The organism is Paenibacillus phytorum (assembly GCF_013141715.1).
GTDB classification, from domain to species: Bacteria; Bacillota; Bacilli; order Paenibacillales; family NBRC-103111; genus Paenibacillus_E; species Paenibacillus_E phytorum.
On the sequence record NZ_WHOA01000098.1, the window covers coordinates 1 to 23,304 of the forward strand.

26 protein-coding genes, 1 pseudogene and 1 riboswitch are annotated in these 23,304 nt (G+C 43.0%); of the genes and pseudogenes, 7 read left to right on the forward strand and 20 right to left on the reverse strand.

Going from position 1 to position 23,304, the window contains the following annotated elements; genetic code table 11:
- Nucleotides 1–78: 78 nt before the first annotated feature.
- Entirely contained in the window at nucleotides 79–708 is a 630-nt protein-coding gene (locus GC098_RS14795) for a class I SAM-dependent methyltransferase (RefSeq protein WP_171643917.1), read from the reverse strand.
- A gap of 335 nt (nucleotides 709–1,043) precedes the next feature.
- On the opposite strand from GC098_RS14795, the gene GC098_RS14800 reads away from it, so the two are divergent.
- A complete protein-coding gene (locus tag GC098_RS14800; protein WP_216625281.1) occupies nucleotides 1,044–1,475 on the forward strand; it encodes an SRPBCC family protein in 432 nt (143 codons plus the stop codon).
- A gap of 272 nt (nucleotides 1,476–1,747) precedes the next feature.
- On the opposite strand, the gene GC098_RS14805 is transcribed toward GC098_RS14800, so the two are convergent.
- Both GC098_RS14805 and GC098_RS14810 read right to left on the reverse strand, forming a co-directional pair.
- Nucleotides 1,748–1,894 (reverse strand): hypothetical protein, encoded by a 147-nt coding sequence (locus GC098_RS14805; protein WP_171643919.1) that lies wholly within the window; start codon nucleotides 1,892–1,894, stop codon nucleotides 1,748–1,750.
- A gap of 16 nt (nucleotides 1,895–1,910) precedes the next feature.
- Nucleotides 1,911–2,639, reverse strand: a complete 729-nt coding sequence (locus GC098_RS14810; protein ID WP_171643920.1) for a MerR family transcriptional regulator — start codon at nucleotides 2,637–2,639, stop codon at nucleotides 1,911–1,913.
- Nucleotides 2,640–2,868: 229 nt separating this feature from the next.
- On the opposite strand from GC098_RS14810, the gene GC098_RS14815 reads away from it, so the two are divergent.
- Nucleotides 2,869–3,729, forward strand: a complete 861-nt coding sequence (locus GC098_RS14815) for an Hsp33 family molecular chaperone HslO (protein WP_216625282.1) — start codon at nucleotides 2,869–2,871, stop codon at nucleotides 3,727–3,729.
- A 303-nt stretch (nucleotides 3,730–4,032) separates the two neighbouring features.
- On the opposite strand, the gene GC098_RS14820 is transcribed toward GC098_RS14815, so the two are convergent.
- The 9 genes and pseudogenes from GC098_RS14820 to GC098_RS14860 form a co-directional block, all read right to left on the reverse strand.
- A complete protein-coding gene (locus GC098_RS14820; RefSeq protein WP_171643922.1) occupies nucleotides 4,033–4,476 on the reverse strand; it encodes a cell wall hydrolase in 444 nt (147 codons plus the stop codon).
- 172 nt (nucleotides 4,477–4,648) lie between these two features.
- A complete protein-coding gene (locus GC098_RS14825) occupies nucleotides 4,649–5,038 on the reverse strand; it encodes a YmaF family protein (protein WP_171643923.1) in 390 nt (129 codons plus the stop codon).
- Between the two features lie 139 nt (nucleotides 5,039–5,177).
- Nucleotides 5,178–5,678, reverse strand: coding sequence for a (2Fe-2S)-binding protein (locus GC098_RS14830; RefSeq protein ID WP_171643924.1), 501 nt, complete (start codon nucleotides 5,676–5,678; stop codon nucleotides 5,178–5,180).
- Nucleotides 5,679–5,681: 3 nt separating this feature from the next.
- Nucleotides 5,682–6,515 carry an FAD binding domain-containing protein gene (locus GC098_RS14835; RefSeq protein WP_171643925.1) on the reverse strand — a complete coding sequence of 278 codons (834 nt, stop codon included), beginning with the start codon at nucleotides 6,513–6,515 and terminating at the stop codon, nucleotides 5,682–5,684.
- Nucleotides 6,502–8,829, reverse strand: a complete 2,328-nt coding sequence (locus tag GC098_RS14840) for a xanthine dehydrogenase family protein molybdopterin-binding subunit (protein WP_171643926.1) — start codon at nucleotides 8,827–8,829, stop codon at nucleotides 6,502–6,504. Before GC098_RS14840 ends, GC098_RS14835 begins: the two co-directional genes overlap by 14 nt.
- A 250-nt stretch (nucleotides 8,830–9,079) precedes the next feature.
- Nucleotides 9,080–10,111 carry an FUSC family protein gene (locus tag GC098_RS14845; RefSeq protein ID WP_246358619.1) on the reverse strand — a complete coding sequence of 344 codons (1,032 nt, stop codon included), beginning with the start codon at nucleotides 10,109–10,111 and terminating at the stop codon, nucleotides 9,080–9,082.
- A 53-nt stretch (nucleotides 10,112–10,164) separates the two neighbouring features.
- Nucleotides 10,165–11,728, reverse strand: a pseudogene (locus tag GC098_RS14850) (GMC family oxidoreductase).
- A gap of 90 nt (nucleotides 11,729–11,818) precedes the next feature.
- Nucleotides 11,819–12,028, reverse strand: a complete 210-nt coding sequence (locus GC098_RS14855) for a hypothetical protein (protein WP_171643927.1) — start codon at nucleotides 12,026–12,028, stop codon at nucleotides 11,819–11,821.
- A 4-nt stretch (nucleotides 12,029–12,032) separates the two neighbouring features.
- The gene (locus GC098_RS14860; protein ID WP_171643928.1) at nucleotides 12,033–12,431 is read right to left on the reverse strand and encodes a hypothetical protein; all 399 of its coding nucleotides are present in this window, start codon (nucleotides 12,429–12,431) and stop codon (nucleotides 12,033–12,035) included.
- 182 nt (nucleotides 12,432–12,613) lie between these two features.
- On the opposite strand from GC098_RS14860, the gene GC098_RS14865 reads away from it, so the two are divergent.
- Both GC098_RS14865 and GC098_RS14870 read left to right on the forward strand, forming a co-directional pair.
- Nucleotides 12,614–13,732 carry a mandelate racemase/muconate lactonizing enzyme family protein gene (locus GC098_RS14865; RefSeq protein WP_171643929.1) on the forward strand — a complete coding sequence of 373 codons (1,119 nt, stop codon included), beginning with the start codon at nucleotides 12,614–12,616 and terminating at the stop codon, nucleotides 13,730–13,732.
- A gap of 31 nt (nucleotides 13,733–13,763) precedes the next feature.
- Entirely contained in the window at nucleotides 13,764–13,910 is a 147-nt protein-coding gene (locus GC098_RS14870) for a hypothetical protein (protein ID WP_171643930.1), read from the forward strand.
- A gap of 329 nt (nucleotides 13,911–14,239) precedes the next feature.
- On the opposite strand, the gene GC098_RS14875 is transcribed toward GC098_RS14870, so the two are convergent.
- The 5 genes from GC098_RS14875 to GC098_RS14895 form a co-directional block, all read right to left on the reverse strand.
- Nucleotides 14,240–14,590, reverse strand: a complete 351-nt coding sequence (locus GC098_RS14875) for a DoxX family protein (protein WP_171643931.1) — start codon at nucleotides 14,588–14,590, stop codon at nucleotides 14,240–14,242.
- Between the two features lie 22 nt (nucleotides 14,591–14,612).
- Nucleotides 14,613–15,032 carry an SRPBCC family protein gene (locus GC098_RS14880; RefSeq protein WP_171643932.1) on the reverse strand — a complete coding sequence of 140 codons (420 nt, stop codon included), beginning with the start codon at nucleotides 15,030–15,032 and terminating at the stop codon, nucleotides 14,613–14,615.
- A complete protein-coding gene (locus tag GC098_RS14885) occupies nucleotides 15,029–15,358 on the reverse strand; it encodes an ArsR/SmtB family transcription factor (protein ID WP_171643933.1) in 330 nt (109 codons plus the stop codon). Before GC098_RS14885 ends, GC098_RS14880 begins: the two co-directional genes overlap by 4 nt.
- A gap of 346 nt (nucleotides 15,359–15,704) precedes the next feature.
- Complete coding sequence (locus GC098_RS14890; RefSeq protein WP_171643934.1) at nucleotides 15,705–15,851, reverse strand: hypothetical protein; 147 nt, start codon at nucleotides 15,849–15,851, stop codon at nucleotides 15,705–15,707.
- Between the two features lie 239 nt (nucleotides 15,852–16,090).
- Nucleotides 16,091–16,585 (reverse strand): hypothetical protein, encoded by a 495-nt coding sequence (locus tag GC098_RS14895; RefSeq protein WP_216625285.1) that lies wholly within the window; start codon nucleotides 16,583–16,585, stop codon nucleotides 16,091–16,093.
- Between the two features lie 100 nt (nucleotides 16,586–16,685).
- A riboswitch (SAM riboswitch) is annotated at nucleotides 16,686–16,815 on the reverse strand.
- Nucleotides 16,816–17,394: 579 nt separating this feature from the next.
- On the opposite strand from GC098_RS14895, the gene GC098_RS14900 reads away from it, so the two are divergent.
- A complete protein-coding gene (locus GC098_RS14900) occupies nucleotides 17,395–18,102 on the forward strand; it encodes a DNA alkylation repair protein (protein ID WP_171643935.1) in 708 nt (235 codons plus the stop codon).
- A 602-nt stretch (nucleotides 18,103–18,704) separates the two neighbouring features.
- On the opposite strand, the gene GC098_RS14905 is transcribed toward GC098_RS14900, so the two are convergent.
- A complete protein-coding gene (locus tag GC098_RS14905; protein WP_216625283.1) occupies nucleotides 18,705–19,472 on the reverse strand; it encodes a sugar phosphate isomerase/epimerase family protein in 768 nt (255 codons plus the stop codon).
- A 97-nt stretch (nucleotides 19,473–19,569) separates the two neighbouring features.
- Complete coding sequence (locus GC098_RS14910) at nucleotides 19,570–19,866, reverse strand: DUF2975 domain-containing protein (protein ID WP_171643936.1); 297 nt, start codon at nucleotides 19,864–19,866, stop codon at nucleotides 19,570–19,572.
- Between GC098_RS14910 and GC098_RS14915 the strand changes: the two genes are divergently transcribed.
- Both GC098_RS14915 and GC098_RS14920 read left to right on the forward strand, forming a co-directional pair.
- Nucleotides 19,865–21,319: an aminotransferase-like domain-containing protein gene (locus tag GC098_RS14915; protein WP_171643937.1), complete on the forward strand. Its 1,455-nt coding sequence runs from the start codon at nucleotides 19,865–19,867 to the stop codon at nucleotides 21,317–21,319. The genes GC098_RS14910 and GC098_RS14915 overlap by 2 nt on opposite strands.
- A gap of 144 nt (nucleotides 21,320–21,463) precedes the next feature.
- Complete coding sequence (locus GC098_RS14920) at nucleotides 21,464–22,372, forward strand: DMT family transporter (protein ID WP_171643938.1); 909 nt, start codon at nucleotides 21,464–21,466, stop codon at nucleotides 22,370–22,372.
- A gap of 109 nt (nucleotides 22,373–22,481) precedes the next feature.
- Here the strand turns inward: GC098_RS14920 and GC098_RS14925 are convergent, their stop codons facing one another.
- Nucleotides 22,482–23,303 carry an alpha/beta fold hydrolase gene (locus GC098_RS14925; RefSeq protein WP_171643939.1) on the reverse strand — a complete coding sequence of 274 codons (822 nt, stop codon included), beginning with the start codon at nucleotides 23,301–23,303 and terminating at the stop codon, nucleotides 22,482–22,484.
- Between the last annotated feature and the right edge of the window lies 1 nt (nucleotide 23,304).

The window sequence follows — 23,304 nt, forward strand, 5'->3', positions numbered from 1 at the left end:
ATTTTTTTTCGTACTCAGTGGGATACTTTTTTCTATAAGGCTATGTTTTAGAATAGTGTTGAAAATATATGATTATCTTTATAGTTTTTTCTTACATTTTACAATTATAAAATTTACTGGAGGCTTATTTTTCATATTCTTACTTGGCTCGTCAATTTCTGAAAACTCTACCAGTCCATATTTTTCAAATTCTTGTTTTATGGAGTCAGAATCATAAAAAAACATTTTTACGCCTTCCATTATCTCGAAATAGTCTTTATCCAATTGTTTGCCCTTTCCAAACATTGGGGCTTTTTTTGAAACAGTTGTAAAAATCATATATCCATTTGGCTTTAACTGATTATAGCAATCTTTAATAAACTTATCTCTCTCACGATTATTCAATAAGTGAATAAGTGCATAGCAAAATATACCGTCATAGAGTTTGTTATCAAAAGGCATGTCAGTTACTGAACCATGAAAAATACTAATATCAAGCCCGTTTTGCCTCGCCAAATCAATCGCTGTTTTTGAAATCTCAATACCTGTTACATTTATTCCATTGTCAATAAAAACCTTTGCATTTCTGCCATATCCAATACCTGGTACCAGTATGTCCTTAACATTCCTTTCAAGGAAAAAGTCCTTTGTCACGATTGCGGAGTCTGTAGGTTCAAATCCCCACATCGTTTGTTTTTCTATAAAACTTGATTCCCAGAATTCCGTCATATCTCTATCTCTCCTTTATGTCTTTTTATAATTGGGATGCTATCTTGCTTCCCCAATTCAGTTCTTCTATATTACATTCGGGCGACTAAAACCTAATTTTTTTATCAGAAAACGTATAATCATGGATATTGACAAGAATACTTCCTGCTGAGGCTTCTCGTAACCACTGCGGATTGATTGTTTAACATACCGATTGGTTTTATTTCAGCTGCCATTATTTTACCTCCTGTCGCATTTTTACGATACTTCTCTTTCCTCATGTTGTAATATTTCATATTGGAACGATTATATTGACCATTAAATTTAATAAAGAAAGGTTTGAGATTATGAGCAACATGTTATCCATTGACAAACAAAGAGGAATTGTTGCAGCAGCAGATACTGTTTGGAATGTCTTAACTGACCCTGATTTTATTAAACAATGGCTGGGAGTCACAATCAAGACTGATTGGAAGATTGGCCATCCGATTTCCTTTTCATTCAGTTGGGATGGCAAAGTTTTCGAAGATAAAGGACATCTATTGGAGTTGGAAGCTCCCAAAGTTTTCTCGTATGACTACTGGAGTGGTCTCTCCGGCACAGATGACACCCCTGAAAACTATTCAATCATCAAATTTACGTTATTAAACCAAGATAACATAACAATAATAAAATTAAAACACAGTAACTTTTGTACTTGGACTATGTACGAACATTCAGATAAGAACTGGGAAGAAACATTGGACAGTATAAAGAAAATTGCTGAAAGAGCATCTTTAATCAACTGACCCGCACTTGATCTTGAACTATCATGCCCGATAGCTTAACGAGGCTACCGATCATTCTCGCGGCAGCCTCGTTGTTGTTTTAATAAGCTTTCGTTATCGTTAGTTTAGCAACCAGCCCAAACTTGTACTTCTATGTACCTTTCCGATCCATTATTACCCTGAGGATTCCATTCTTGAGGTAATCCAAACTCATTTATTACCTGGTAAATCTCATTTAACGTATATACCTGACCTCGGTACTTCTTCCCATCCTGGTATAAGAATTTCATTCCTCAATTATATTCACTAATTTCAATATTCTGCCCATTTTTAGCGGTAGATTCAGACGCCATGCTCGTCGCTAACGCTCCTGCGAGCGGACTGAAGCCCTGACCTAAATAGTTTCCAGCGATGTGCTCTACCGCAGTAGTTAGTTGCACTGCCCAAATCCCTAGTTCAAATAAATGATACAGCTTTCTTAATATACTCGTAGAGCTCGCCATCAATTCCATGTTGTACTGCGTCTTCTGGATTCTCACTATAATACTGTTCTGCCGATTGTATAAACTCAGCATCTGCAGGAGCAAAGGAGTCTACTTCTTGCTTCCAACGTTCCGCTAAAGAAGCGACTTCAGGATCATCCGGAAGTTTGCCCATATTTTTATATTTACGGAATTCAGCAATGAGTCGCTTCCCTTCTGCAAAACTTTTCTCCAGCTCATTCTCGCCTAATGATTTGAACAGATTTTTTATTTCTTCTGCTTGCCCCGGCTTAAAATGTGGGCTCTGAATGATCCTCATCATTTGCATTGCCATCATAAACCGTTCGCTTGATACCGATTGCCCTGAATCTAACAGTTCAAATATATCATGCAAACGAACACGTAACTCTACCAGTATGCTTATTTGCTCGTTTAATCGGGAAAGCTGCATCTTCAGCATATCTGTTAGATTATAATCAGGGTTATTAATCATTACTTTGACTTCCTCTAGAGCAAACCCCAGCTGCTTAAGCGATATAATTTGATGCAACCTAGTAACATCAGCATCTGTATATAGGCGGTGCCCGGATTCGGTAACCCGGGATGGTGAGAACAATCCGATCTGATCATAATGATGCAGGCTTCGTATGGTTAGACCTGTTCGTTTTGCGATTTCTCCTATCTTCCAACTCCGATTCTCCATACAGATCCCTCCAATAACTTTAACTGCGTTGTATCCATGTACGCATTATTCTTAATAAAATTCATCAGGTTCAGAATAACAAGAATAACCATAAAGGCAGATCTTATAACAATCTTTGGATAGCACGTAAAAAAAACGCCTTGAACCTGACGTTACGTCAGGATTTATACTATAAAGTACCCTAGTAAAAACATCAACATAAGAAATCATGGAGAGGATTTTGATTCAAATGGATAATTACTTAATTAAAACATTAGCCTATAATAAACAAGCCCGCATCCTATTTGTGGAAAATACTGATCTGATCAGAGCTGTTTGCAATCATGATCAGATGAATAAACTCCTTAAAACCGCACTTGGCAAAACCGTATCCGTCGCAAGTATGCTAACAGGAATTCTAAAGGGCACTCAACGGATTAGTCTAAAAGTAAAAGCTAGCAATCATAATTATAAAATCTTTGCAGATGTCGATTCTATGGGAAACGTACGCGGTTATATTAGTGATGAATTATTAAACGCGCCTTCAGACTATTTGAACAATTTATCGATCGAACAGTTGATAGGTGCTAGAGGATGTATTCAGGTCACGACCGATATAGGAATGAACAACGTATTTACAGGTATCACAGATATGCCATACGGGAATATTGTTGATGATATGTCACATTATTTTAAACAAAGCGAACAGACTCCTTCATGGTTTTCAGTACACATAGTTTTCAATGAAAAAAACGAGATTGTGTTAAGCAGGGGAGTTATGGCCCAACTGCTTCCGGGCGCTCCGGTTCGTCTTATTCATAGAATAAGAAACGTAATATCAGATCATCAATCGTACTTGATAGATCCAGAAAACAGCAAGACTTTTAAAGAACTTCCTTACTCGATATTTGAAGACATCTACACTGTAGGCATTGAGCCCGTACGTTTGTTTTGTGGATGCTCTAAAGAGATCCTATATCCCATGCTATATGCCTTGGACAAGGAAGAACTGGCGAATGCCTATGAAAATAACAGTCTATTGGAGATTGTGTGCAATGTATGTGGAAAAAAACATACCTTTGATTCAAGTGATATTGCGAGCCTTATTTAAACAACGGTCAGCATTTAAGTGAACGTAGCCTGCTTGGGCTGCGTTTTGCGTTTTCAAGAGATATCGCTCATCCCCCCCCCCGTCCATCTCCTCTTAATGACAGAGATTTCTAGGGTAATCTGTAATTTTTTCTCAACGTGTGCATTATTCCACTAAACTGCCCGTTCGTAAATGAAAAAGCAGGTCGCCACGGCGACCTGCTTAAGTTGTTCCATGTATCTATCGTTTCTTGAAGCCATAGAACGGGACCATTCCCCTCCCATTTATGGAGTGATGACTTGAACTTGTATACGTTAATAAAAATTAAAACGTATTATATACATTTTGACATTCTTTCGCGGTTGGCTCATAAAAACAGTGCTTCTTGTATCGTCCTGCATGTGGCTGATTATACCAGGTCGGCGGACATGGCGCGGGATTTTCGAACGTTCCCGGTCGAAAATACCAGAGGGAAAATTTGCCCGGCCAAAGCCGCTCCCCATTCACAGCCCGCCGCGCCAGACGGCGTTCTCTCTCTCTTGCGTTTTGATAATACATGCCATGTTGCAGCGCTTCGAATGCATGCGGCTGGTTGATCATTTGGGGAATTGTCCGAAGTCCTTTAAAATCGGAGCAATTCGCTCGTATTCGGTTAATGCCAACATTTCCAACAAGCAGCATACCCGTTTCGCCTTCGCCCACAGCTTCGGCTCGAAGCAACCTTGCCAACATATCAATATCCTGTTCCCTGGCTTTTACAACTGCCAACGTCTCACCTCTTTAGACATATCATATTGTATGTGAAGCGGATGTGTTACTCTGGCATTTTGTTGTGACTTGTCGGAAGTGATCATTCTCCCTATTTGGCCATAGAATTGCTGCAACAACTTTTCGGAAATTGTCTATAAATGAATAGTTTAGTTTGCCCACTCCTGACAGCCTAACCAACTTCATTTCCTGTGGTTCCTTTATAATGATGAGTATGTGGATGCATGCCGCTTATAGTTGTAAATCCTTCAAAATAATGAACATGCCCTCCAGTGGGAAGATCGATTGCCGGGCCTGTTGCTCCTTCAATAATATGAGTGTGACCGTCATTCATGGAAGTAACAGTATGATAACGATGAAAGTGAGGGACGCCTGTCGGAGCTGGTTCAGTAAGGCCAACGTATTCGTGTACATGCCCATCGTTTAATGAAGTAATTCCTGAAAACATATGCCGATGCAAATATGGCCTGCCATCCCAAGAAGTAATATACAATCCATGCGAATGATCTGATAATGAGTCGTTTGAGTGAAATACAAAACCTGTTACAGGTATCTTTTCCATGTCTTAACTCCTTTATCTCAGTTTACTCAAACTATGAATGTTTAAAGGAATTTGACCTAGGTATCCACACAAGTGATGAAGTATTCTCAGAAAAAGTGGTTTTATTTTATAGTGATTTTTTCAAACCTCCATGCCTACTTCAATCCCCAAACGATTTTGGTTCTATACGACTATTAAAAGCAAAGATCGTTTTCATTACTTCATGAATTTCTACATAAGACGTGCACCTGCAAATGTTGGACTCAAGCCATAACTGAACCATTTCCTCGTTTGCATTTGGATGTAAATTCGCCAATCCATGACAGTTCATAATAAACCCGGGAGTGCAGTATCCGCATTGGAACGCCTGCTTTTGAACAAAGGCCTGTTGTACAGGAGAATGTTTCAATCCCTCAATCGTTGTTATATGCTGCCCTTCCGCTTCCACTGCGAGTATGAGGCAGGCTTTCATTGGGAGATCGTTAATCAATATTGTACAAGCGCCACAATCGCCATTGTCACAACCGGGTTTACTCCCTGTCAAACCGAGACCTTCTCGAAGCACATACAGCAGAGTATCTGCACCTCGTGCCTGTATAGTCTTTCTTTCTCCGTTAATTTGAAATTTCACTGGATACACACTGTTTTCCTGTAGTGACATACTTTACCTCCCTTCTAATTTTTTTACTGTTTCGAATAACGTATTCTTGAGTACAAACGTTCGATAATCGGCAGAGCCTTCCGTATTATTTAAAACCGGAGCCGGAAGGTTCCAGATTATTTGATCAATTCTCTCTGCTAAGGACAATCTTGAGTTGTTTAATATTTGTTCGATTTCATTAGATCGAAAAGGGAATGCGCAAACGCCGCTAAATGCTATGCGAATCTGTTTTTCCTTTTTTAACGCAGCCACGGTAACGAGAGGATAGCCTACATTACCAATTTGCCTTTTTTTGAAATGAATATATGGCAAAGATAAGTATTCACGATCTGTAATAGTTTGTAATAGAAATTCATTCTTCTCCAATCTCATTCGTTGTATAAAAGCATGATGAATATGAATCTCTTTTATCCCTTGTGGTCCTGCTATGACCATTCTACTATCTGCCAACAGCAGCGGGAGGACAGCCTCCCGATAATAGATTTCACCGCAAATGTTCCCTCCGAGCGTAATTTTATTCCGTGCCGTTTGATCCGCGACTCCCTGGGCAGCTGCTTTGAGTAGCGGGAACAGATTCGATGCGGATAAACTCGATAACGAGACACAAGATCCGATGACCAGACCATCTTTTTGTAATTCAGAAACGTTACTCTCTGGTATAGCCTTCAAATCGACAACTGCTCTTGGGTGAATGAAATTTCTACGGGCAAATGTAATAATTTCAGTTCCACCTGAAAAAAACAGAGGATTTTTCCCCTGCGTTTGCAGATACTGAAATAATTCCACGGCCTTTTGAACTGAAGTAGGTTTATAATATTCAAAATCAAAAGGAATCATGGACCGTCCTCCAGATCACTTCAGGCGTTAGAGGTAATTGATTAAGTCCTACGCCGATGGCAATCGACAAGCTGTTCGCCAATGCGGCAGGCATTCCAATCACACCATGTTCGCCGATTCCACGCAATCCGTAAGGCGCTTCTAAATGAGGAGTCTCGACAAAATCAACAAAGTACTCCGGCTGCTCTCCATAGCGAATCAACTTGTATGTCCGTAGCTGCGGATTTAATATGCTCCCACTATCATTACTAAGAAATACTTCCCGACTGGCTAGACTCAAGCCTATACTCATACCGCCGGTGATTTGGCTCCGGGCAAATTCTGGATTGATCACCTTACCAGCGTCGATGACAGTTGCCGCATTCATGATTTTATAGGTATACTCTCTCGTGTCCAATTCTACTTCAACTGCCTGCGCGCCTACCGTCCACTCAGGACCGGGGTTTCCTTTACCCGTATCCGGATCCAGTAACGTTAAATTTCGCATGGTGTAACTCCCGCGTCCGATTACCTGTCCACCTATCGTGTGGCCATCAGGGAATTTATATCCATTGGCGATTTTCTCAACTTCTATCCCGATGTCGGAACCATTTTTGAAGAATACTCTTCCCTTACCAACATCCAACTCGTCCGGAGAGCATTCTAGTACTTGAGATGCTATATCTTTTAGCTGTATGATGGCATCCTCAGCTGCTGCAAGAACGGCATTCCCAACTAAGAATGTGCTTCTACTTGCCACAGTTTTCCAATGTTGGGGATCAAATTCGGTATCCACACTCATGGAAATATGTATCATCTGATCATCCATGCGCAACCGTTCAGCTAATATTTGAGTAAGTGCTGTCCTCGTACCTTGACCGAATTCTACGGCTCCACATAACAGATTGATACTTCCGTCGGGATTAAACATAACAATAGCCCCTGCCCCAGCATCTGTCGGCGTACTTGAATTTTTCCAAAAACAGCTCACTCCTTTCGCCTTAATGAAGTGACCTTCTTGCTTTATTATGGGCGAGTTATCCCAAAGGATTAACGTTTTCAATTTTGCAATGCACATGGGCAAATTGCCCACGTTACTTCTGTCCAGAATGGTTTGTGTCGGCGTGGTATCCCCTATTCCGATAGCGTTTATGAAACGAAACTCTAAAGGATCCATATCCATTCGTTCCGCCAATAAATCCATGCATCTTTCCATCGCGAATGTTAGCTCCGGATGACCGAATCCGCGAAATGACGTAGCATATGGATGGTTTGTATACATACATAAAGAGTCGCAATGAACATTATCAATCCTATAGGGCCCCGTACAATCGCTGGCTCCCGCTTTACTCATCACTGCTCCCCGATCCGAATAGGCTCCACTATCATATAAATATAGTATTTCCGCTGCCATAAGTTTCCCTTCGTGCGTACAACCAAGTCTAATTTTAGCGTCTAGTCCAATATGAACGGGGGAGGAAATCATATCCTGTTCTCTGGAATTGACGAGTTTAACGGTTTTTCCTCCAACAGCACTGGAAGCCAAATAGGCGAGAAATTCCAACTGAATGGCGGCTTTTCCACCAAACGATCCTCCGACCAAAGGTGTATGAACGATAACTTTTTGAAGAGGAATGTGAAAAGAATGACTGATTGTTCTTCGGATGACATAGGGGGATTGTGATGCGGAAGAAATAATCACTTTTCCCTCAGGTGAAATTTCCGCAGTACAGCATCGTGTTTCCATAGCTGCATGGTCTGACTGTGGTAAGGTAACGTGAACATCCATGATATGATCACTATGGTTCCAACCTTCCTCCATATTCCCTTTACGTATTTTAGTTCGGTTAGCAATATTTGTTCCAGGCTCCGGGTAGACCTCTTCTTGGCGTTTGTAAGTGGCAAGATGCTCATGAAGGAGAGGAGCACCTTGTTGATAGGCTTCCATTGGGGAGTGGAGGACAGGTAAAAGTTCATAATTCACTTTGATTAGTAATGCTGCCATCTCAGCAGCGTATTCTTGTTCCGCGACGACAATTGCAACGGGTTCACCATAATATCTGACTTTATCAATTGCAATGGGGGGGCGGTCTTCTAAAGGTGAACCCGTTAGAATTGGATGATCTTTGCCTATAATGACTGCTTTCACACCTGGAACTTTTCTGGCCTCCGACGAATCAATGGATATGATTTTTGCATGGGCGTGAGGACTGACCGCTAATTTGGCGTGTAGTAATCCAATTTTCGAAAAGTCATCCGCATATTTGGCTGTTCCGGTTACCTTTTCCCAAGATTCCTTCCTAATCGTGCTTTTTCCAATTGATCGTTCGTTCATAGTCCCCTCCTCTAACTAATGAATATTTCACATTTTCTCCTATAGTCCATATATATTACAGATCTATTGACCATATTAATCCAGCCATAAATAAAAGACCTTATCAATCCTGTTACTGATCCTGTTCGCTCCACTTGCGTTTCAAAAAAATAATAAGCCAGATATTCCTTTGTGTAAGGAATATCTGGCCTTTAACGGGAGCTTTTCGTTAAACGTATTTCATTTTTTGCATATGTTTATCCTTCAGTCACTAATTGCTGAACTTTTGGAAATCTTGAATAATCTGGTTAGCATTATTATACAAAGCAAGAGGGTACTGATATTTCTCAAGAGTGAAAGGTGTTTTGATAATAGGGACAGGAGTACAAGAAGTGAGGTTGGAATTGGTTATGTTATCGAGATGTGAATTCCATTCTTTCACATGTAAGGCAATGGTGTATAAATGGTCCGCCCAAATCTTTTGATCCTCTGTAATCCAGTGCTCACTTTCGGACCAGTCAGTAAAAATCCGTATCATATCTGAGAGATTGGCAAAGCCCAGACGGAGTTGTAGCAAATGCTGAGTTTGCCGCTTTAAAGTATCACGTTTTACTGAAGCGAAAAGATTATAACAAAGACTTTGATTCGCCTTATCCATCTCGGTCGTAGCTTGATGCAGTTCTTGGAATAACTGTTGAATTTCTTTTTTCATGTCCCGTGATTCCGTCGAGGAGCAACCGGCTTCAACCCATTGAGCAGTCTTGAAAAAACACGTAGTTAAATGGTCCGCAAATTTGCTCATATGGCTTTTAACTTTATTAACGGAATCGGGTGGGAATAGTAGTATGTGGATTAGCAAAGCAACTGCAGCTCCGATAACAGTATCACGAATGCGATCAAAAGGATAAGTAGGCATCTTATTTTGAAAGTACATGACTAACAAAATGCTAAGAGCAACTTGACTCATCACGACATTATCTAACCTTAATAACTTGACAATTATGGATCCCAGTATGATCATCAGTCCAATATTCAAGCCAGTTAACCCCATATATGGAGCTAATGAGGCAGTGAAAGCAACGCCGACAATCGTACCTAGGATGCGCTGCCAAGCAAATTTGATGGATTGGCTAACCGTTGTCTGAATGCATAATATTACTGTAAGCGGGGCTAGGTATGGATGATTCGATCCAGCCCATCTAGCTAATTCCCATGAGAGTGCCGCTGCTAAAGCGGTTTTCCATACAAATCCTGTATCGCTAATAATAGATTTTATTTGAACGTTCATTTCAATTAAACCCATCTTTTAATTTAGTTTTTCCATTAACATTATCTGAACGTATACAAAAAGGACGGCTAAACCGACCTCGCCCTCAACAATTCAAACTGTTTTGCTTTCTCTTTAATGTATTCCGCAGTTCTCAGAGCAAGAGACATCACCGTATTCGTAGGATTCCCGGCGCCCGAAGTTACAAAAATACTCGCATCGCATATAAATAGGTTAGGAATGTCATGGGTTTGTCCAAAAGAATTGACCACTGAAGATTTCGGGTCATTCCCCATACGGCAGCCCCCCATCATATGAGCGGTGTCAGGAACGACGTATTCGACTTTCCCACCCGCCGCCTCGAGTATTGTACTCATATTACAGACCGCATGTTCAATGAGTTTCTGATCGTTATCACCATAACTGAATGTTACTTTTGCGCGCGGCAAACCGTACTCATCTTTTTCATCCACTAGCGTGACCCGGTTCATTGGACTCGGTAGTACTTCGCCTACCAAAGTAATTCTCCCGTAATAATTATAATTCAATAACGTCTCCCTGAGACGCTCCCCCCATACGGGTCCACCTTCCATTTGTGAAATGGCTTTGGAAAACTCGACCGGCCTCGATCCATGAGAATGAAGGGTATAACCACGAGTAAAGTTGTTTTTGGGATTAGTACGGTAAAAATCTTGAGTTGTAGCTAACACGGGTGTACCCTTATACATTCTGATTTCATCCTCAAATCTGGCATAGACGTCTTGAGAGCTGTGAACCATGATAGATTTCCCAACCCAACCGCTACTATTGGCTAGCCCATCCGGATACTGAGCATTTGCAGAGTTAAGAAGCAATCGGGGCGTTTCTACAACAAAGGCAGACAAAATCACGATTTTAGCTTTTTGCTCATAAGTTGTTCCCTCATGTACGAAGGCGACTCCTTTCGCTACCCCATCTTTTCCCATTAACACCTGCGTCACCATGCAATCGGCCAACACTTCTGCTCCAGCTTTGATTGCTTTAGGAATATGAACGATGAGTGTGCTGAATTTAGCGTCAGGCATACATCCTTGATTGCAGAAGCCTCGATTGATGCATGGAGGACGGCCTTCAAACGGTGCAGAAAGTATAGCAAGTGGTGCTACAGCAGAGCGGATCCCAAGCTTCTCACAACCGTTCATAAACATATAAGCGTTCGGACTTAGAGGCTCCCTTCCCCCATGGAAAATGCTTAGGCCCAGATACGGCAATTTCCTTTTCGGTTCTGGCATAGTAAGGCTCTAGATCCTCATAGCTTATCGGCCAATCATCCGCAACACCATCCATTGTCTTCGCTTTAAAATCTGCATCATGAAATCGTAAAAACACAGCCGTAAAGTGCACCGTCCCTCCGCCGATACCCCGACCGGAATTGTTGTGCCCCATCGTTAAAGGGTTATTTCCATCCACGATTCGAGTATCCTGCCATCCTAAGTTTTGCATAGACAGCTCATCACTTGCTAAATCTTTTTGAGTATCACGAAATGGACCCGCATCCAGGACGACCACACTCATTCCGGCTTCGCTCAATTCTTTGGCGAGCACGCCTCCGGCTGCCCCTGCCCCAACAATAACTATATCTACTTCTTCATTCATATATTTTCGTTTCATCATTGTTCCGGTTTCGCCTCCCATGGATCCAATTGTCCCAAATTAGTGCGTAAGTGTGATTGCACCCCCTGTTCGATTGCCTGAAGTCCTGACCTAATAGCTCTGGGGCCTCAGAGACGCCGGCTTTTCAACGCTCACCAAAAGTGAACTGATTCGTCTAACCATTTCAGCCTCGATGGCCGTAAGAAAATGAAAGCTTTTGTTCGATTTCAAACGGGAAGTTACAATCGTTTGGGTATGGTCATCCCACTCATCCAACTCATTCATGACATCGTAAAAGAGGTAGTAGCTTTGCTTTAGCATAGAATCACCTCACCTCCCAATACATTGCTATCAACCCGAGAACACTCATAGCGGAGAACAATAAAGGAAGCATAATTGGCGGGCCGATGAGAAAGTTGCGTAACGCCCATCCCCCAACCCGAACCCCTACTCCCCGAAAATGGAAATAGAAACCAACCAAGCCAAATAATACGCCCAACCACATTAGAACCAAAAACAAACTATGCAGCCAATCAGCATTATACCAGGTCAAAATCATGCCCGTTATAAAAAAAATGGGAGCTGAAATGACGGGCACCCACATTGATTTATGGTGAAAATTTTGCCGATAATGAAACATCGTCACTTGGATACCGAGAGCTAAAAATGCCAAACTGACGAACAGAATGAGAGTCCGATCAATGGACCATATGTGCCAATTCATGCTATACCTCGTTTCATAAACAATATATTCGCAACTAATTATTTCCTGCTTCTCGAAAAATTATTACATATATTAACAAAGGCTGTGTCTCTACGGACGTAACTTTAATTTATTGTATAATTATCCCTTTTTTAATAAATCATACTTGTACAACACATCATAATTTGAAAGGGTATAACTCCTTGCTGATTCGTAAAATCGAAACATTTCCACTCTTCTATCTTCTTCCCAAGCCATATGGGGATGCCAACGGTTTGAAAACGTATCGTACTTGTTATCTGATCCGGATAACGACTGACATAGGTGTCGAAGGTTGGGGAGAATGCGTTGATTGGCTGCCAACCTTACATAAAGGCTTTCAAGAACGAATAATTCCCTATCTGATCGGTAAGTCAGTAGCTGATAGGATTACCTTGGTCCGGACATTGAAAAAATGGCATTCTCGTTCGGCTGCTGCTGTTAGTATGGCATTAACAGAGATTATGGCCAAAACGTGCAGTTTATCTGTGTGTGACCTTTGGGGAGGCAAGTTTCGAGAGAAAGTGCCTATATATGCTTCGTTTCAGTCCTATTCAGAAGATGCAAATTGGCAAAAGCATTCCCTGAGAGCTATTGAGCAAGCAATCATTCAAGGATTTGACAAGATTAAGGTAAAGATAGGTGGAAAATCAATCCTCGAAGACCAACAGCATATCGAGATGGTTCAGACATTGTTACAAGGAAAGATCGATTTGGCGTTGGACGCCAATCAAAGCTATGACGTAACTGCTGCTTTACGCTGGCAGTCTCTGCTCGATACTTGGCCTAATCTTCTATGGTTTGAAGAGCCGCTGGAGATCGGACGCATTGCTGAATACGTATTGCTAAGAAAGCGTTTGTCTGCTCCGCTGGCCGGCGGTGAGAATATCGAAAAAGCAGCAGATTTTGTCCCTATTTTTCTCCAACAAGCTCTGGATTTTATCACTCCAGATCCTCTGCATGTGACTGGCATTGACGGTTACAGGGAAACATTAAGCCTTGCTAGAAGTTTTGGAATCCGCGTAACACCACATTCATATGATGGTGCATTATCTCGCCTATATGCCATTTTCGCTCATTCTTGTTTGGAGCCTTGGGGCAAGATGGAAAAAGACTCAATCGAACCTTTAGAATGGGACGTAATGGATAATCCTTTTGCAAAATTAATTCCAATTCAACCATCAAATAGTGAAATCTCTGTACCTTGTGGGAGTGGAATTGGGCTCGATATTGACATTGAGATGCTAGCTTTCTATCAATGGGACGGAAATAGTTATGGATAAATTCAAAAACAATTTGTGAGGAGAATAACGGATGCCAACAAAGTTATCGACGAGCCCTTCTACCCTTACAGTTGCAGAGGCGATTTTGGAACAACTTCGTCTATGGAATGTCAAACGGAATTATGGCGTAGTTGGGGATGCTGTTTCCTCCGCAGCTTCAAACTCGCTGTCCCTATAGGTATAAAACACAACCCACGGGTTCTCCTCTGGATCGGTCACCCAAATTTTATCCTGAACAGTATTGCAACAGGACGTGTTCATTTCATCGAAAGAACTGGTTTTGCTTAGTACTCGCCATGTTGACGCCTCATTTTGGGAAATGAAAAAGAGCCCTGCATAGTGGGCTCTCCTACATTTTGCTATAATAGATTTGCATACTCACCTTTGGTGGAAAATAGGCTCTTCGGAAAGGAATGTGAATACTTTCCAATCACTATTTGCGTTTGGAGGGTTTTGACATGTTCAGTACAATGGCGGCCCATTTGTTGCCTTTGATCCGCTTTTTCTTCATGCTACCTGGTGCACGACTACCAGAGTCGCTGCAATCAAAGTAATCACAAAGGCCGGTATCGCACTTCCAACAGGATGCTTGACTCTGAAATGTGAAAGGCATGCCACCAGCATCGTAATGCCAATCCAAATGCCAGCCCATACGGCTGCTACCGGATTCCAGTATCCGATAACAAGTCCGACTGCCCCAGCTAGTTGAACGAGCCCAGTAACAACTCGAAACCATTGCGGCAGTTTAATCGACTCGAACATTTCAACAAAATTTTTCGCACCAGCCAGCTTGCTTCCGCCGCCAAAGGCCATGGAGACGAGCAGAAAACTTTGTAAAATAACGAATATGATATTCATAAGGCTCTCCTTCCATTTACAACTAGGCCAATACCTTTTCAAGCTCGCCGCACCATTTACCCCAGCCATACCTAGCGCCTTCGAGACCTTGAGCATTGGCGAATCCGGTTTGTTCGAGATGAAGGTTAACCTTTCCGTCCCCTAAATCCTGCAGCGTCCAGGTGACCGTGTGATTCTCCCCTCCGCTGGCCCAAGTATAGGACACCCGGTTTGGTGCGTCCACGATAAGCACTTCGCCGTCAATAATGCCATCCCAATATTCGGACGGCTGAGTGCGAAACTGAAAACGGTGTCCTACGACGGGCTCAAAATCATTATCCATCGCCTGACCATTGTGGATGTTGACCACCCACTTGGCAAGCTTGCTTGAATCGGTTAAGGCGGACCAAAGCTTCTCGATCGATGTCGTGTACTGAAAATCCAAGGATAATACTAAACTCATTCTTCTTCCTCCTCTAATAGTTGGTGCAAGCGCAACATATTCGTACTCCAGAACTTGCCGTAGAAAGCCACCCAATCTTGAATTTCTCTGAGTGGAGAGGCGTTTAGCCTAAATCGCGTTTCTCTGCCGACTTTTCGGTCAAGTACCAGTCCGGCTTCTTTAAGGATTGTCAAATGCTTGGATACCGCTGTACGGCCCATTTGAAACTGTGCCGTTAATTCATGAAGCGGTATCTCCTCTGCCTCTGCTAACAGACGAATTAGTCGTCGCCTAGTCGGATCTGCAATCGCGTCAAAAACATCCCGCAATTGGTTGTTCTCGCTCATAACGCCCCCTCCTAAAAATCTTATTTTCTGCATTATAAATCAATTGATGTACGAAGGGACCGCCGTTTATTTCATCACCTCCTCATAATTGTTTCAAGTGAAACTTATTCAGGTTCCAAACTTTCCAAATGGCTAACTCCTAATTGGACACCATTTAGTGACACTTTTATTATAGGTCACCATTTGGTGTCGTGTCAACTATTGATTTTATGCCATTTGGCTCCTTGATTACATGTTAAAAAGCCTCAGTGCGATAATGCCCGAGGCAAGCTTCTTCACTATCGTTCCTCGTTAGCGACATAACAAAAATCTTTAAAATGGAAAATTAGTTAAAGGTTTATTTGTTTCAATCTGGATCTAAATGTTCTTCTAATATAACGAATATTTTTCCGTCATTGACTACAACCATATTTGCCCAATCTGCTGAAACAATACCGACAAATAAAGTAGAAGAAATTAAAAAAGAAAAAAATAAGCTTATTTTAAGTCGCATTTCACCCTCCCACAATTCTGCCCGTTGAGAAGGCTACCTTTCTACGCTGTCGGCAGCCTTCATTTGATCTTATTGAACTAAAGTTCTCCATCAGCTCATTATCGTTTTCCGTTCCGGTTTCGTTTTAATATCATTAATAACGTAATAATTACAAACTAAACAACCCTATCGCCTTGATCTGTCCGATGGTTCCGATGCTAATCAAGTCTTCCAAATCTTCACCTGGTTTGTCGATTTTTTTAGAAATAGACGTACGCTTGCGTATGGTCAAATAAGTATGCTCGATCCCAGAAGTATCTTTGATCCTTGTTATTTTTTGATGCCCGTCCAAGTTTTCCATTTAGATCCATTAATGCAGACTCAATTAATTCGGATCTTACGGGTCCCCATGCCTCTTGTTTTTTTCGAACATAGTTCAAGCTCTCAACCAAGGTCAAACCTTTTATTCGCTGAAAAGGAGCAGCCCACAAAACCGTATCACACTTCATGCTTTTACAAGGGATCGCAAATTCTCTTAACCCACATGCTCCCGTCTTTGTAGAGATAGCAATTAGCCCACAGACATAATCTGTGCTGTGTTCAATTAAGAGCTTTTTTGAAAGCTCACTGTCAAATCGAAAACATTCTATTTGGGTAATCTTACAATGCTGCAAACTTTCAAACGAAAGACCTATAACCGAATTATGGTTTAAAATCTCTTTGGCTGGCAGATTGTCAGGTATCGTGATCGCCATCATGTCCCTCCTATTACACTAGTTTAGTTTGTTAATGCAAACAAAAATGACCTTCCCTGGAATTAGAGAAAGGTCATAAAAATTCAAAGTCATATCCTCACTCTTATCTCCCAGATTCGCTTAAGTACAGCGTCTCCGCAAGAATTAGCACCGTGCATTCCTTGTTTAACAAAGGTTTGTCGGTTGCCGGGTTTCATCGGGCTAGTCCCTCCACCTGCTCTTGATAAGAAAATTCAGCATATTCAATTATTTCAATAATACTATAAAGTTCTCTGATGTCAAGGGATTTAACACTCCCTGATCAATCAGCAATAAATGATAAATCTTATGTGATTTTCGCCTCATCTTTGATGTTTAAAACTCTCGTTCTTCGTAGCGTAACGCTGCTGCATAGCTGCTACCCCAGTCTTTTTTCTGGTTTAAGCCATGAAACGTCATATCCCGACTTACTTATAATATCGAGTACGTCTTGGAATTCTATAATGTTTTCACCAGTCCAGCCATTTTCACATATAAGTATTCCTTTTCACCTACAATAATTTTTCTTGTCTTTTTCTTCATAATCTGAACACCTATTGAATTTGTTTTAGTTTTTCATACATAATTTATTCAAGATAATCACTACAGTATCCTGCTCGTTAGCACAATGACCTGGTCACAATCCGGTTGGGTGGTGCGGATATCTCCGACTGAATCTGCTTCCTGCTCAGATGGAAGTGCCATTATAAATACTTACAAAATCTGATATAGTCTTAATAGATAGCATAAACCTTAAGGGAAAACCTCCAATTAGAAGGAAGTGTTAAACAATGAATGTAGAAATGGTTATGCAGGAGCTTGAAGCTCTCGGCAAGGAACGAACCAAGAAAATGTACGTATCCAATGGCGCGCACGAACCGCTTTTTGGCGTGGCTACAGGCGGTATGAAGCCCATCGCCAAGAAAATTAAAATAAATCAACCTTTGGCTGAGCAGCTTTACACCACAGGGAACTACGACGCAATGTACTTTGCCGGCATAATTGCTGACCCAAATGCAATGACTGAAGCGGATTTTGAGCGTTGGATGGATGCGGCTTATTTTTATATGCTGTCCGATTATGTTGTAGCAGTAACCTTGGCAGAAGCAGATATTGCTCAAGAAGTTGCCGATAAATGGATCGCAAGCGGCGAAGAACTAAGAATGTCAGCGGGCTGGAGTTGTTACTGCTGGCTTTTGGGTAATCGCCCGGACGGTGAATTTTCCGAAAGCAAAATTGCCAATATGCTTGAAACTGTGAGAAATACGATTCACGATTCTCCCGAAAGAACTAAAATCGCTATGAATAATTTTATTTACACAGTGGGGGTATCCTATTTGCCGCTCCATGATAAGGCGGTCAAGACCGCAAAGGCAGTAGGCCTAGTAGAAGTCAAACGGGACAAGAAAAAAAGCAGTTTCCTACATGCTTCCGAAAATATTCAAAAGGGAGTAGATAAAGGACAACTTGGTTTCAAACGCAAACATGTAAGGTGTTAAACTATGGCTTCGCCACAAGAAACGATTTGGGCAGCCAAGTCATTCATGCTTCTCCCAGAAAATCCGATCCACCTGCCCGTAGCATTTCTTTCAGCTTATGGGGCTTTGTCAAGAATGTACCACCAGTAACCTCTTCGGAAACGAGAATAGACGTTTAAAGTAACATTGTCCTTTTCGTAGATGATATGGTCACCAAGTGTTTCCTTATGCCTCCAGCCCCGTTGAGTCAAAAAAACTGTGATTTGTTGTTCGAATGGTCCTCGTCTCCCAATTAATTTACTGGCATCTGATGTAAGGGGTACTAAACGTGCATTACCAGTCTCTATGGAAAGTATTGCCTTTGGTAAAGAGAAGGGGTACTCCTTTGCCAGTGCAAGTATTGTCAAGAAAATCGAAAAAATGATCAAGCCAGACCAAATGACTAACTTTCTCTTAGGCAAGTAATGTCCCCCCTCCCGATCTACCGGCAGCCTTGTTCTGGTCGTTTATTGACCTATAGTCACCGTAACTTCAACACAGGGGCAATTTAGAAAAAACTTTGACTACAGACATGCTGTAGTCGAAGTTTTACATATTTCAAATTATCTTACGCATAAGTTCATCTATGCTTTTAACCCTAATTTTGCAAGATTGACAAAGCTGATCTCCAAACTTTCGAAAGGATTGCGGTCATAACAGTCGTCCTGCTCGACCGCGGCCCACTCCACTCCGATCTCTTCGCATGCTTGAATAATCCCTTTGAAATTCATATTACCTTCGCCGACTTCCGAAAAACGCTGTTTCCGATCTGGTGTCACAATCATGTCCTTGAAATGAACAACTTTCATTCTTCCTTCCATCTTGCGAATCCACTCGATTGGATCGGCCCCACCAGCTTGCACCCAATAAACGTCCAGCTCGAAATTCACGCTATCTGGGTCCGACTCCTCAAATAAAATCTCCATGCCTGTTTTTCCGTCATATTTCGCGAACTCAAAGTCGTGGTTATGATAGATGAACTTTAACCCGGCACTTTGCAGCTGTCTCCCAAATTCCGAGGCTTGTTTTGCGAAAGTGGCGTAACCTTGGCTGTTTTCGCGAAATTCCGGCGGGAGGCCGCCTAAACCGACATATTTGCAATTCCATGCTTTATGCTTCTCGATGACGGTATCCATATCGTTCAACAGCTCGTTGTACCCGATGTGCGTCGCGCAGATCGTCAAGCCTTCCTGATCAGCAAGCGCTTTAAATTCTTGAATGTCGATCGGTCCGACACCGGAAGCTTGTACGGCCTGGTACCCCATTTGCTTTACTTTTTTCAAGCTTTCGCTGATGTCCTTTGGGGTTTTCAGAAAGCTGCGAAGAGTATACAATTGCGCGGCGATTTTCATTCATCTCACTCCATTCGTCAAATTTGAGTCATTTCATATATATCATGGAATGGGGCGCAGAGCCACAATAAATAAAATCATGAACTCTTACTGGAGCTTAAACGGAACATCTGTGCAGAGCTGAGGAAATTCGTTGTCTTTTCATCTTAAAAAGAAAAAGACAGGAATAATGAACACTTTCCGAGAAAGCTTTGTTCTTGTCAAAATAGCTTAAAAATCTTAACGCCTGATACAATGCAACGAAATACGCTATCGTCGTTACATACACCCCTGTTAAAACGGGATATGTCAAATAACCCGCTTCCGGAACCACACCCCGGCAAAAAATCCCGGGGCGTGGTTCTTTCTTTTCCCTCCCCAGCTGTGTCATCATGAATATAGGAGTGATGTACATGTTTAATGACTTCAAGATCACGGATGACCGACCGGTCTATATCCAGGTGAGAGATTACTTGAAACGTCTGATTATAAAAGGATCCCTGCAAGCCCATCAGAAGCTTCCCTCCACCCGCGAGCTCGGCTTGCTGCTCGCCGTCAGCCGCAACACCGTTATTTCCGCCTATGCCGAGCTGGAGGGGGACGGATTCGTCTATGCGGTTCAGGGGAAAGGCAGCTATGTTGCAGCAGTTTCCGCTCCCCCGGGCGCAGCCGCCCCATCTTACGAAATCGATTGGCAAACACGTATAAACGGATATGCGCGGCAAGCAGTAGAACTGGACCGGATGAAACGCGGCATTAGCGCAGACAAAAGCGTCATTTCCTTTACCAGCATTGCGCCCGACGAGAAGTTGTTCGATCTGGACAATGTAAAGCGCGCTTTTCTAGACCGAATAGCGATGGAGGGGGGCGTACTGCTGAATTACGGCTACGCGAAAGGTTATAAGCCGCTTATCGATTATTTGCTGAAATATATGGAGCAAAAGGGCGTCGATCTTAGCGGGAAAGATATGCTGATAACGAGCGGCTTCACGGAAGCGTTCGATATCGTTATGTCCGCCCTTCGCAGGAAAGACGGCGGATCAGTCATTTGCGAAAACCCGACCCATTACACCGCCATCAAAAACTTGAAACTGAACGGCTTCGACATTACTGGCATTCCGATGGAGCGTGACGGCATCAATCTGACCGAGCTAGAACGTGCATTGAAGGAACAGGCTTACGATTGCGCATATTTCATCCCGTCCTACCACAATCCTACTGGCATCGTAACGTCCCCTGAGAAAAGACTGGCGATCATGCAGCTCATGGCCCGTCACCGCATCCCGGTCATCGAAGACGGCTTCAACGAAGAATTGCGTTATTCGGGTTCGCATGTGTCCCCATTAATCGCAACGGCCGGACAGGGCAATGGAGTAGTTTATATCGGGAGCTTCTCCAAAGTGCTCTTCCCTGGCCTCCGGGTTGGCTGGGTTCTGGCGGACTGCCGGCTGATCGATAACCTGGAGAGCATCAAACGGGCTCGCAGCATTCACACCTCGACACTTGATCAATCGGTGCTCTTTCAATATCTCCATAACGGCAATCTGGAGAAATATTTGAAAAAAGCCCGTGCCGAATATAAACGAAAATACGAGTGGACGAAGCATTGCTGCGAAATGCACCTCCCTTATAAAAGACTATCGGGAGACGGAGGCCTGCATCTGTTTGTCGAATTCGATGAGTGTTTCGATACGACGGCGCTGCTTAACGCGTGTTCCAGCCAAGGGGTAATTTTTACGCCTGGCGATATGTTTTACACAGACGGCGGAGGAAGGCATACGATGCGGCTCGGATTCTCGAGAGTGCCGGATGATGATATCGGAAAAGGGATTGAAATTATCGGCCAGACGGCCAAACAACTTATGTGATAACTAGGTGTGCACATGAAAGTTGGCGTCATTATGGGAGGCGTAATCATCATGCAAAGGTGCATCATATGAATCTTTTCGTAGATGGTTACTTTAAAGTATCGAGTGCATTTTCGTATGAAATAAAATTTCGGGGTGATTGTAATGAAAAAAACGACAAGCGGCTGGATCAATGGTTTCCTAGGCGTACTCATCTTCAGCGGCTCGCTACCCGCAACACGCGTGGCTGTGGTGGATTTTGATCCGTTGTTCCTCACCGTATGCCGCGCCGCAATCGCTGGCGTGCTTGCGGGAGCGCTTCTCCTCGTCTTCCGGCAACAACGGCCTGCCCGAAGCGACATAGTTCCGCTATTGGTGGTAGCACTCGGCGTGGTAGTGGGTTTCCCGCTGCTGACAGCCTTGGCTCTTCAGTATGTCACATCCGCGCATGCCATTATCTTCATTGGACTTCTGCCGCTTGCGACGGCGATCTTCGGCGTACTGCGCGACAGTGAACGCCCCCAACCAACCTTTTGGATCTTCTCAGTTATAGGCAGCTCCCTTGTGGCAGGATTCGCCCTAACTCAGGGGTTTACATCTTCGCCGGTCGGCGATGCGTTCATGCTGGCTGCTATCATCGTGTGCGGTCTCGGTTATGCGGAAGGGGCGCGGCTGTCACGGAAGCTAGGGGGCTGGCAGGTGATCTCCTGGGCGCTCGTTCTGTCGCTTCCCGTTATGTCACTGCTCTCGTTTTATTACATGCCGGACTCGTGGGCAGGTATAGGTCGTTCCGCTCTCTTCAGCCTTGTTTATGTCTCCCTGTTCAGCATGCTCATCGGCTTTGTATTCTGGTATCGTGGTCTTGCCCAGGGCGGCATAGCGGCGGTCGGACAATTACAACTCCTCCAGCCTTTCTTCGGCCTGCTGCTTGCGTCTCTCGTATTGCACGAGTCAGTCAGTTGGTCTATCGTTGCAGTGAATATCGCCGTTGTACTGTGCGTGGCGGCCGCACGGCGGTTTGCAGCAAGAAAGTTTTCACCGTCAACTCCGATATCGCAGAGCAATGTTAAGTGAATTTGCATGAATTTAGTGGGTCTATGAGATTACATGGGCCTCCATATCCGTCCTCCGGATGTTGATTATACACTACTCTAAGGTGTGCTATCTTAGCCTAGCGTCAATTTTAAAATCTTTTTAACCAGTCCATGATTGTATCTACTGATTCCATATATCTCTGCCCTACGAGCACGCCGGTATGAGTTGTGTTCCAAAGCCCTTTATATGCAGCACGGAGGTGCTCCGCTGTCACCTTACCCCGGCGGTCGTCATCCTCACTGTTTACTGCTTTGATGACCAAGCACGGGCAAGAAATTGAACTGCTGTCTATTGATATACCCTTTGTTTCGATTGAAAAGGAAAAAGCGCTAAATGCCTTTGATGACTCCATTGTCAGATACTTTCTTTGAAATTCAATGTCATCTGCCGTTTCATCTATGCTTGTAAGCTCTTCACGGGCTGGGGCAGGCAATATGATGTCGGGTGTCATCTCGGCTAATTCTTTGTATGGTACTACTTCATAAACTTCTTTGCTTATGACTGAATCGATCAACACCAACCCTGAGATATCGACGGTTTCAGCCAACTTCTGGCTCAAGATCCCCCCCATGCTAAATCCGATAAGAATCGGTGAAACACCACAGTCAGCGATAACCTCTTTTATATCCTCCAAATAATCCTCGAAAGTTATCTTAGTCATATCCTTCAGCCTGCTTTTGTAGTGACTTCTCAAGTTCATGACATAGCATTTCCACCCTTCACTGATAAAGTGAGGAATGTATTTGCTCCACATCCAACTTCCTGAGTAGGCACCGTGTACAAAAAGTAAAGGAGGCCTTTTTTCAGTTGCTTTCGGGAGGTTTTCCCCCTCAAATATCTCTAAAAATAAATCGTTTTCCCCAATGTATTTCTCCGTATGATCGGGCAATTCTTTCGTAAAATCTTTCACG

What these genes read in the sequence shown, in the direction of transcription:
- GC098_RS14795 (WP_171643917.1), bottom strand. Translation starts at nt 708, where the DNA reads ATGACGGAATTCTGGGAATCAAGTTTTATAGAAAAACAAACGATGTGG.
- GC098_RS14800 (WP_216625281.1), top strand. Translation starts at nt 1,044, where the DNA reads ATGTTATCCATTGACAAACAAAGAGGAATTGTTGCAGCAGCAGATACT.
- GC098_RS14810 (WP_171643920.1), bottom strand. Translation starts at nt 2,639, where the DNA reads ATGGAGAATCGGAGTTGGAAGATAGGAGAAATCGCAAAACGAACAGGT.
- GC098_RS14815 (WP_216625282.1), top strand. Translation starts at nt 2,869, where the DNA reads ATGGATAATTACTTAATTAAAACATTAGCCTATAATAAACAAGCCCGC.
- GC098_RS14825 (WP_171643923.1), bottom strand. Translation starts at nt 5,038, where the DNA reads ATGGAAAAGATACCTGTAACAGGTTTTGTATTTCACTCAAACGACTCA.
- GC098_RS14830 (WP_171643924.1), bottom strand. Translation starts at nt 5,678, where the DNA reads ATGTCACTACAGGAAAACAGTGTGTATCCAGTGAAATTTCAAATTAAC.
- GC098_RS14835 (WP_171643925.1), bottom strand. Translation starts at nt 6,515, where the DNA reads ATGATTCCTTTTGATTTTGAATATTATAAACCTACTTCAGTTCAAAAG.
- GC098_RS14840 (WP_171643926.1), bottom strand. Translation starts at nt 8,829, where the DNA reads ATGAACGAACGATCAATTGGAAAAAGCACGATTAGGAAGGAATCTTGG.
- GC098_RS14845 (WP_246358619.1), bottom strand. Translation starts at nt 10,111, where the DNA reads ATGGGTTTAATTGAAATGAACGTTCAAATAAAATCTATTATTAGCGAT.
- GC098_RS14855 (WP_171643927.1), bottom strand. Translation starts at nt 12,028, where the DNA reads ATGCTAAAGCAAAGCTACTACCTCTTTTACGATGTCATGAATGAGTTG.
- GC098_RS14860 (WP_171643928.1), bottom strand. Translation starts at nt 12,431, where the DNA reads ATGAATTGGCACATATGGTCCATTGATCGGACTCTCATTCTGTTCGTC.
- GC098_RS14870 (WP_171643930.1), top strand. Translation starts at nt 13,764, where the DNA reads ATGCCAACAAAGTTATCGACGAGCCCTTCTACCCTTACAGTTGCAGAG.
- GC098_RS14875 (WP_171643931.1), bottom strand. Translation starts at nt 14,590, where the DNA reads ATGAATATCATATTCGTTATTTTACAAAGTTTTCTGCTCGTCTCCATG.
- GC098_RS14880 (WP_171643932.1), bottom strand. Translation starts at nt 15,032, where the DNA reads ATGAGTTTAGTATTATCCTTGGATTTTCAGTACACGACATCGATCGAG.
- GC098_RS14885 (WP_171643933.1), bottom strand. Translation starts at nt 15,358, where the DNA reads ATGAGCGAGAACAACCAATTGCGGGATGTTTTTGACGCGATTGCAGAT.
- GC098_RS14890 (WP_171643934.1), bottom strand. Translation starts at nt 15,851, where the DNA reads ATGCGACTTAAAATAAGCTTATTTTTTTCTTTTTTAATTTCTTCTACT.
- GC098_RS14895 (WP_216625285.1), bottom strand. Translation starts at nt 16,585, where the DNA reads ATGGCGATCACGATACCTGACAATCTGCCAGCCAAAGAGATTTTAAAC.
- GC098_RS14900 (WP_171643935.1), top strand. Translation starts at nt 17,395, where the DNA reads ATGAATGTAGAAATGGTTATGCAGGAGCTTGAAGCTCTCGGCAAGGAA.
- GC098_RS14905 (WP_216625283.1), bottom strand. Translation starts at nt 19,472, where the DNA reads ATGAAAATCGCCGCGCAATTGTATACTCTTCGCAGCTTTCTGAAAACC.
- GC098_RS14915 (WP_171643937.1), top strand. Translation starts at nt 19,865, where the DNA reads ATGTTTAATGACTTCAAGATCACGGATGACCGACCGGTCTATATCCAG.
- GC098_RS14910 (WP_171643936.1), bottom strand. Translation starts at nt 19,866, where the DNA reads ATGTACATCACTCCTATATTCATGATGACACAGCTGGGGAGGGAAAAG.
- GC098_RS14920 (WP_171643938.1), top strand. Translation starts at nt 21,464, where the DNA reads ATGAAAAAAACGACAAGCGGCTGGATCAATGGTTTCCTAGGCGTACTC.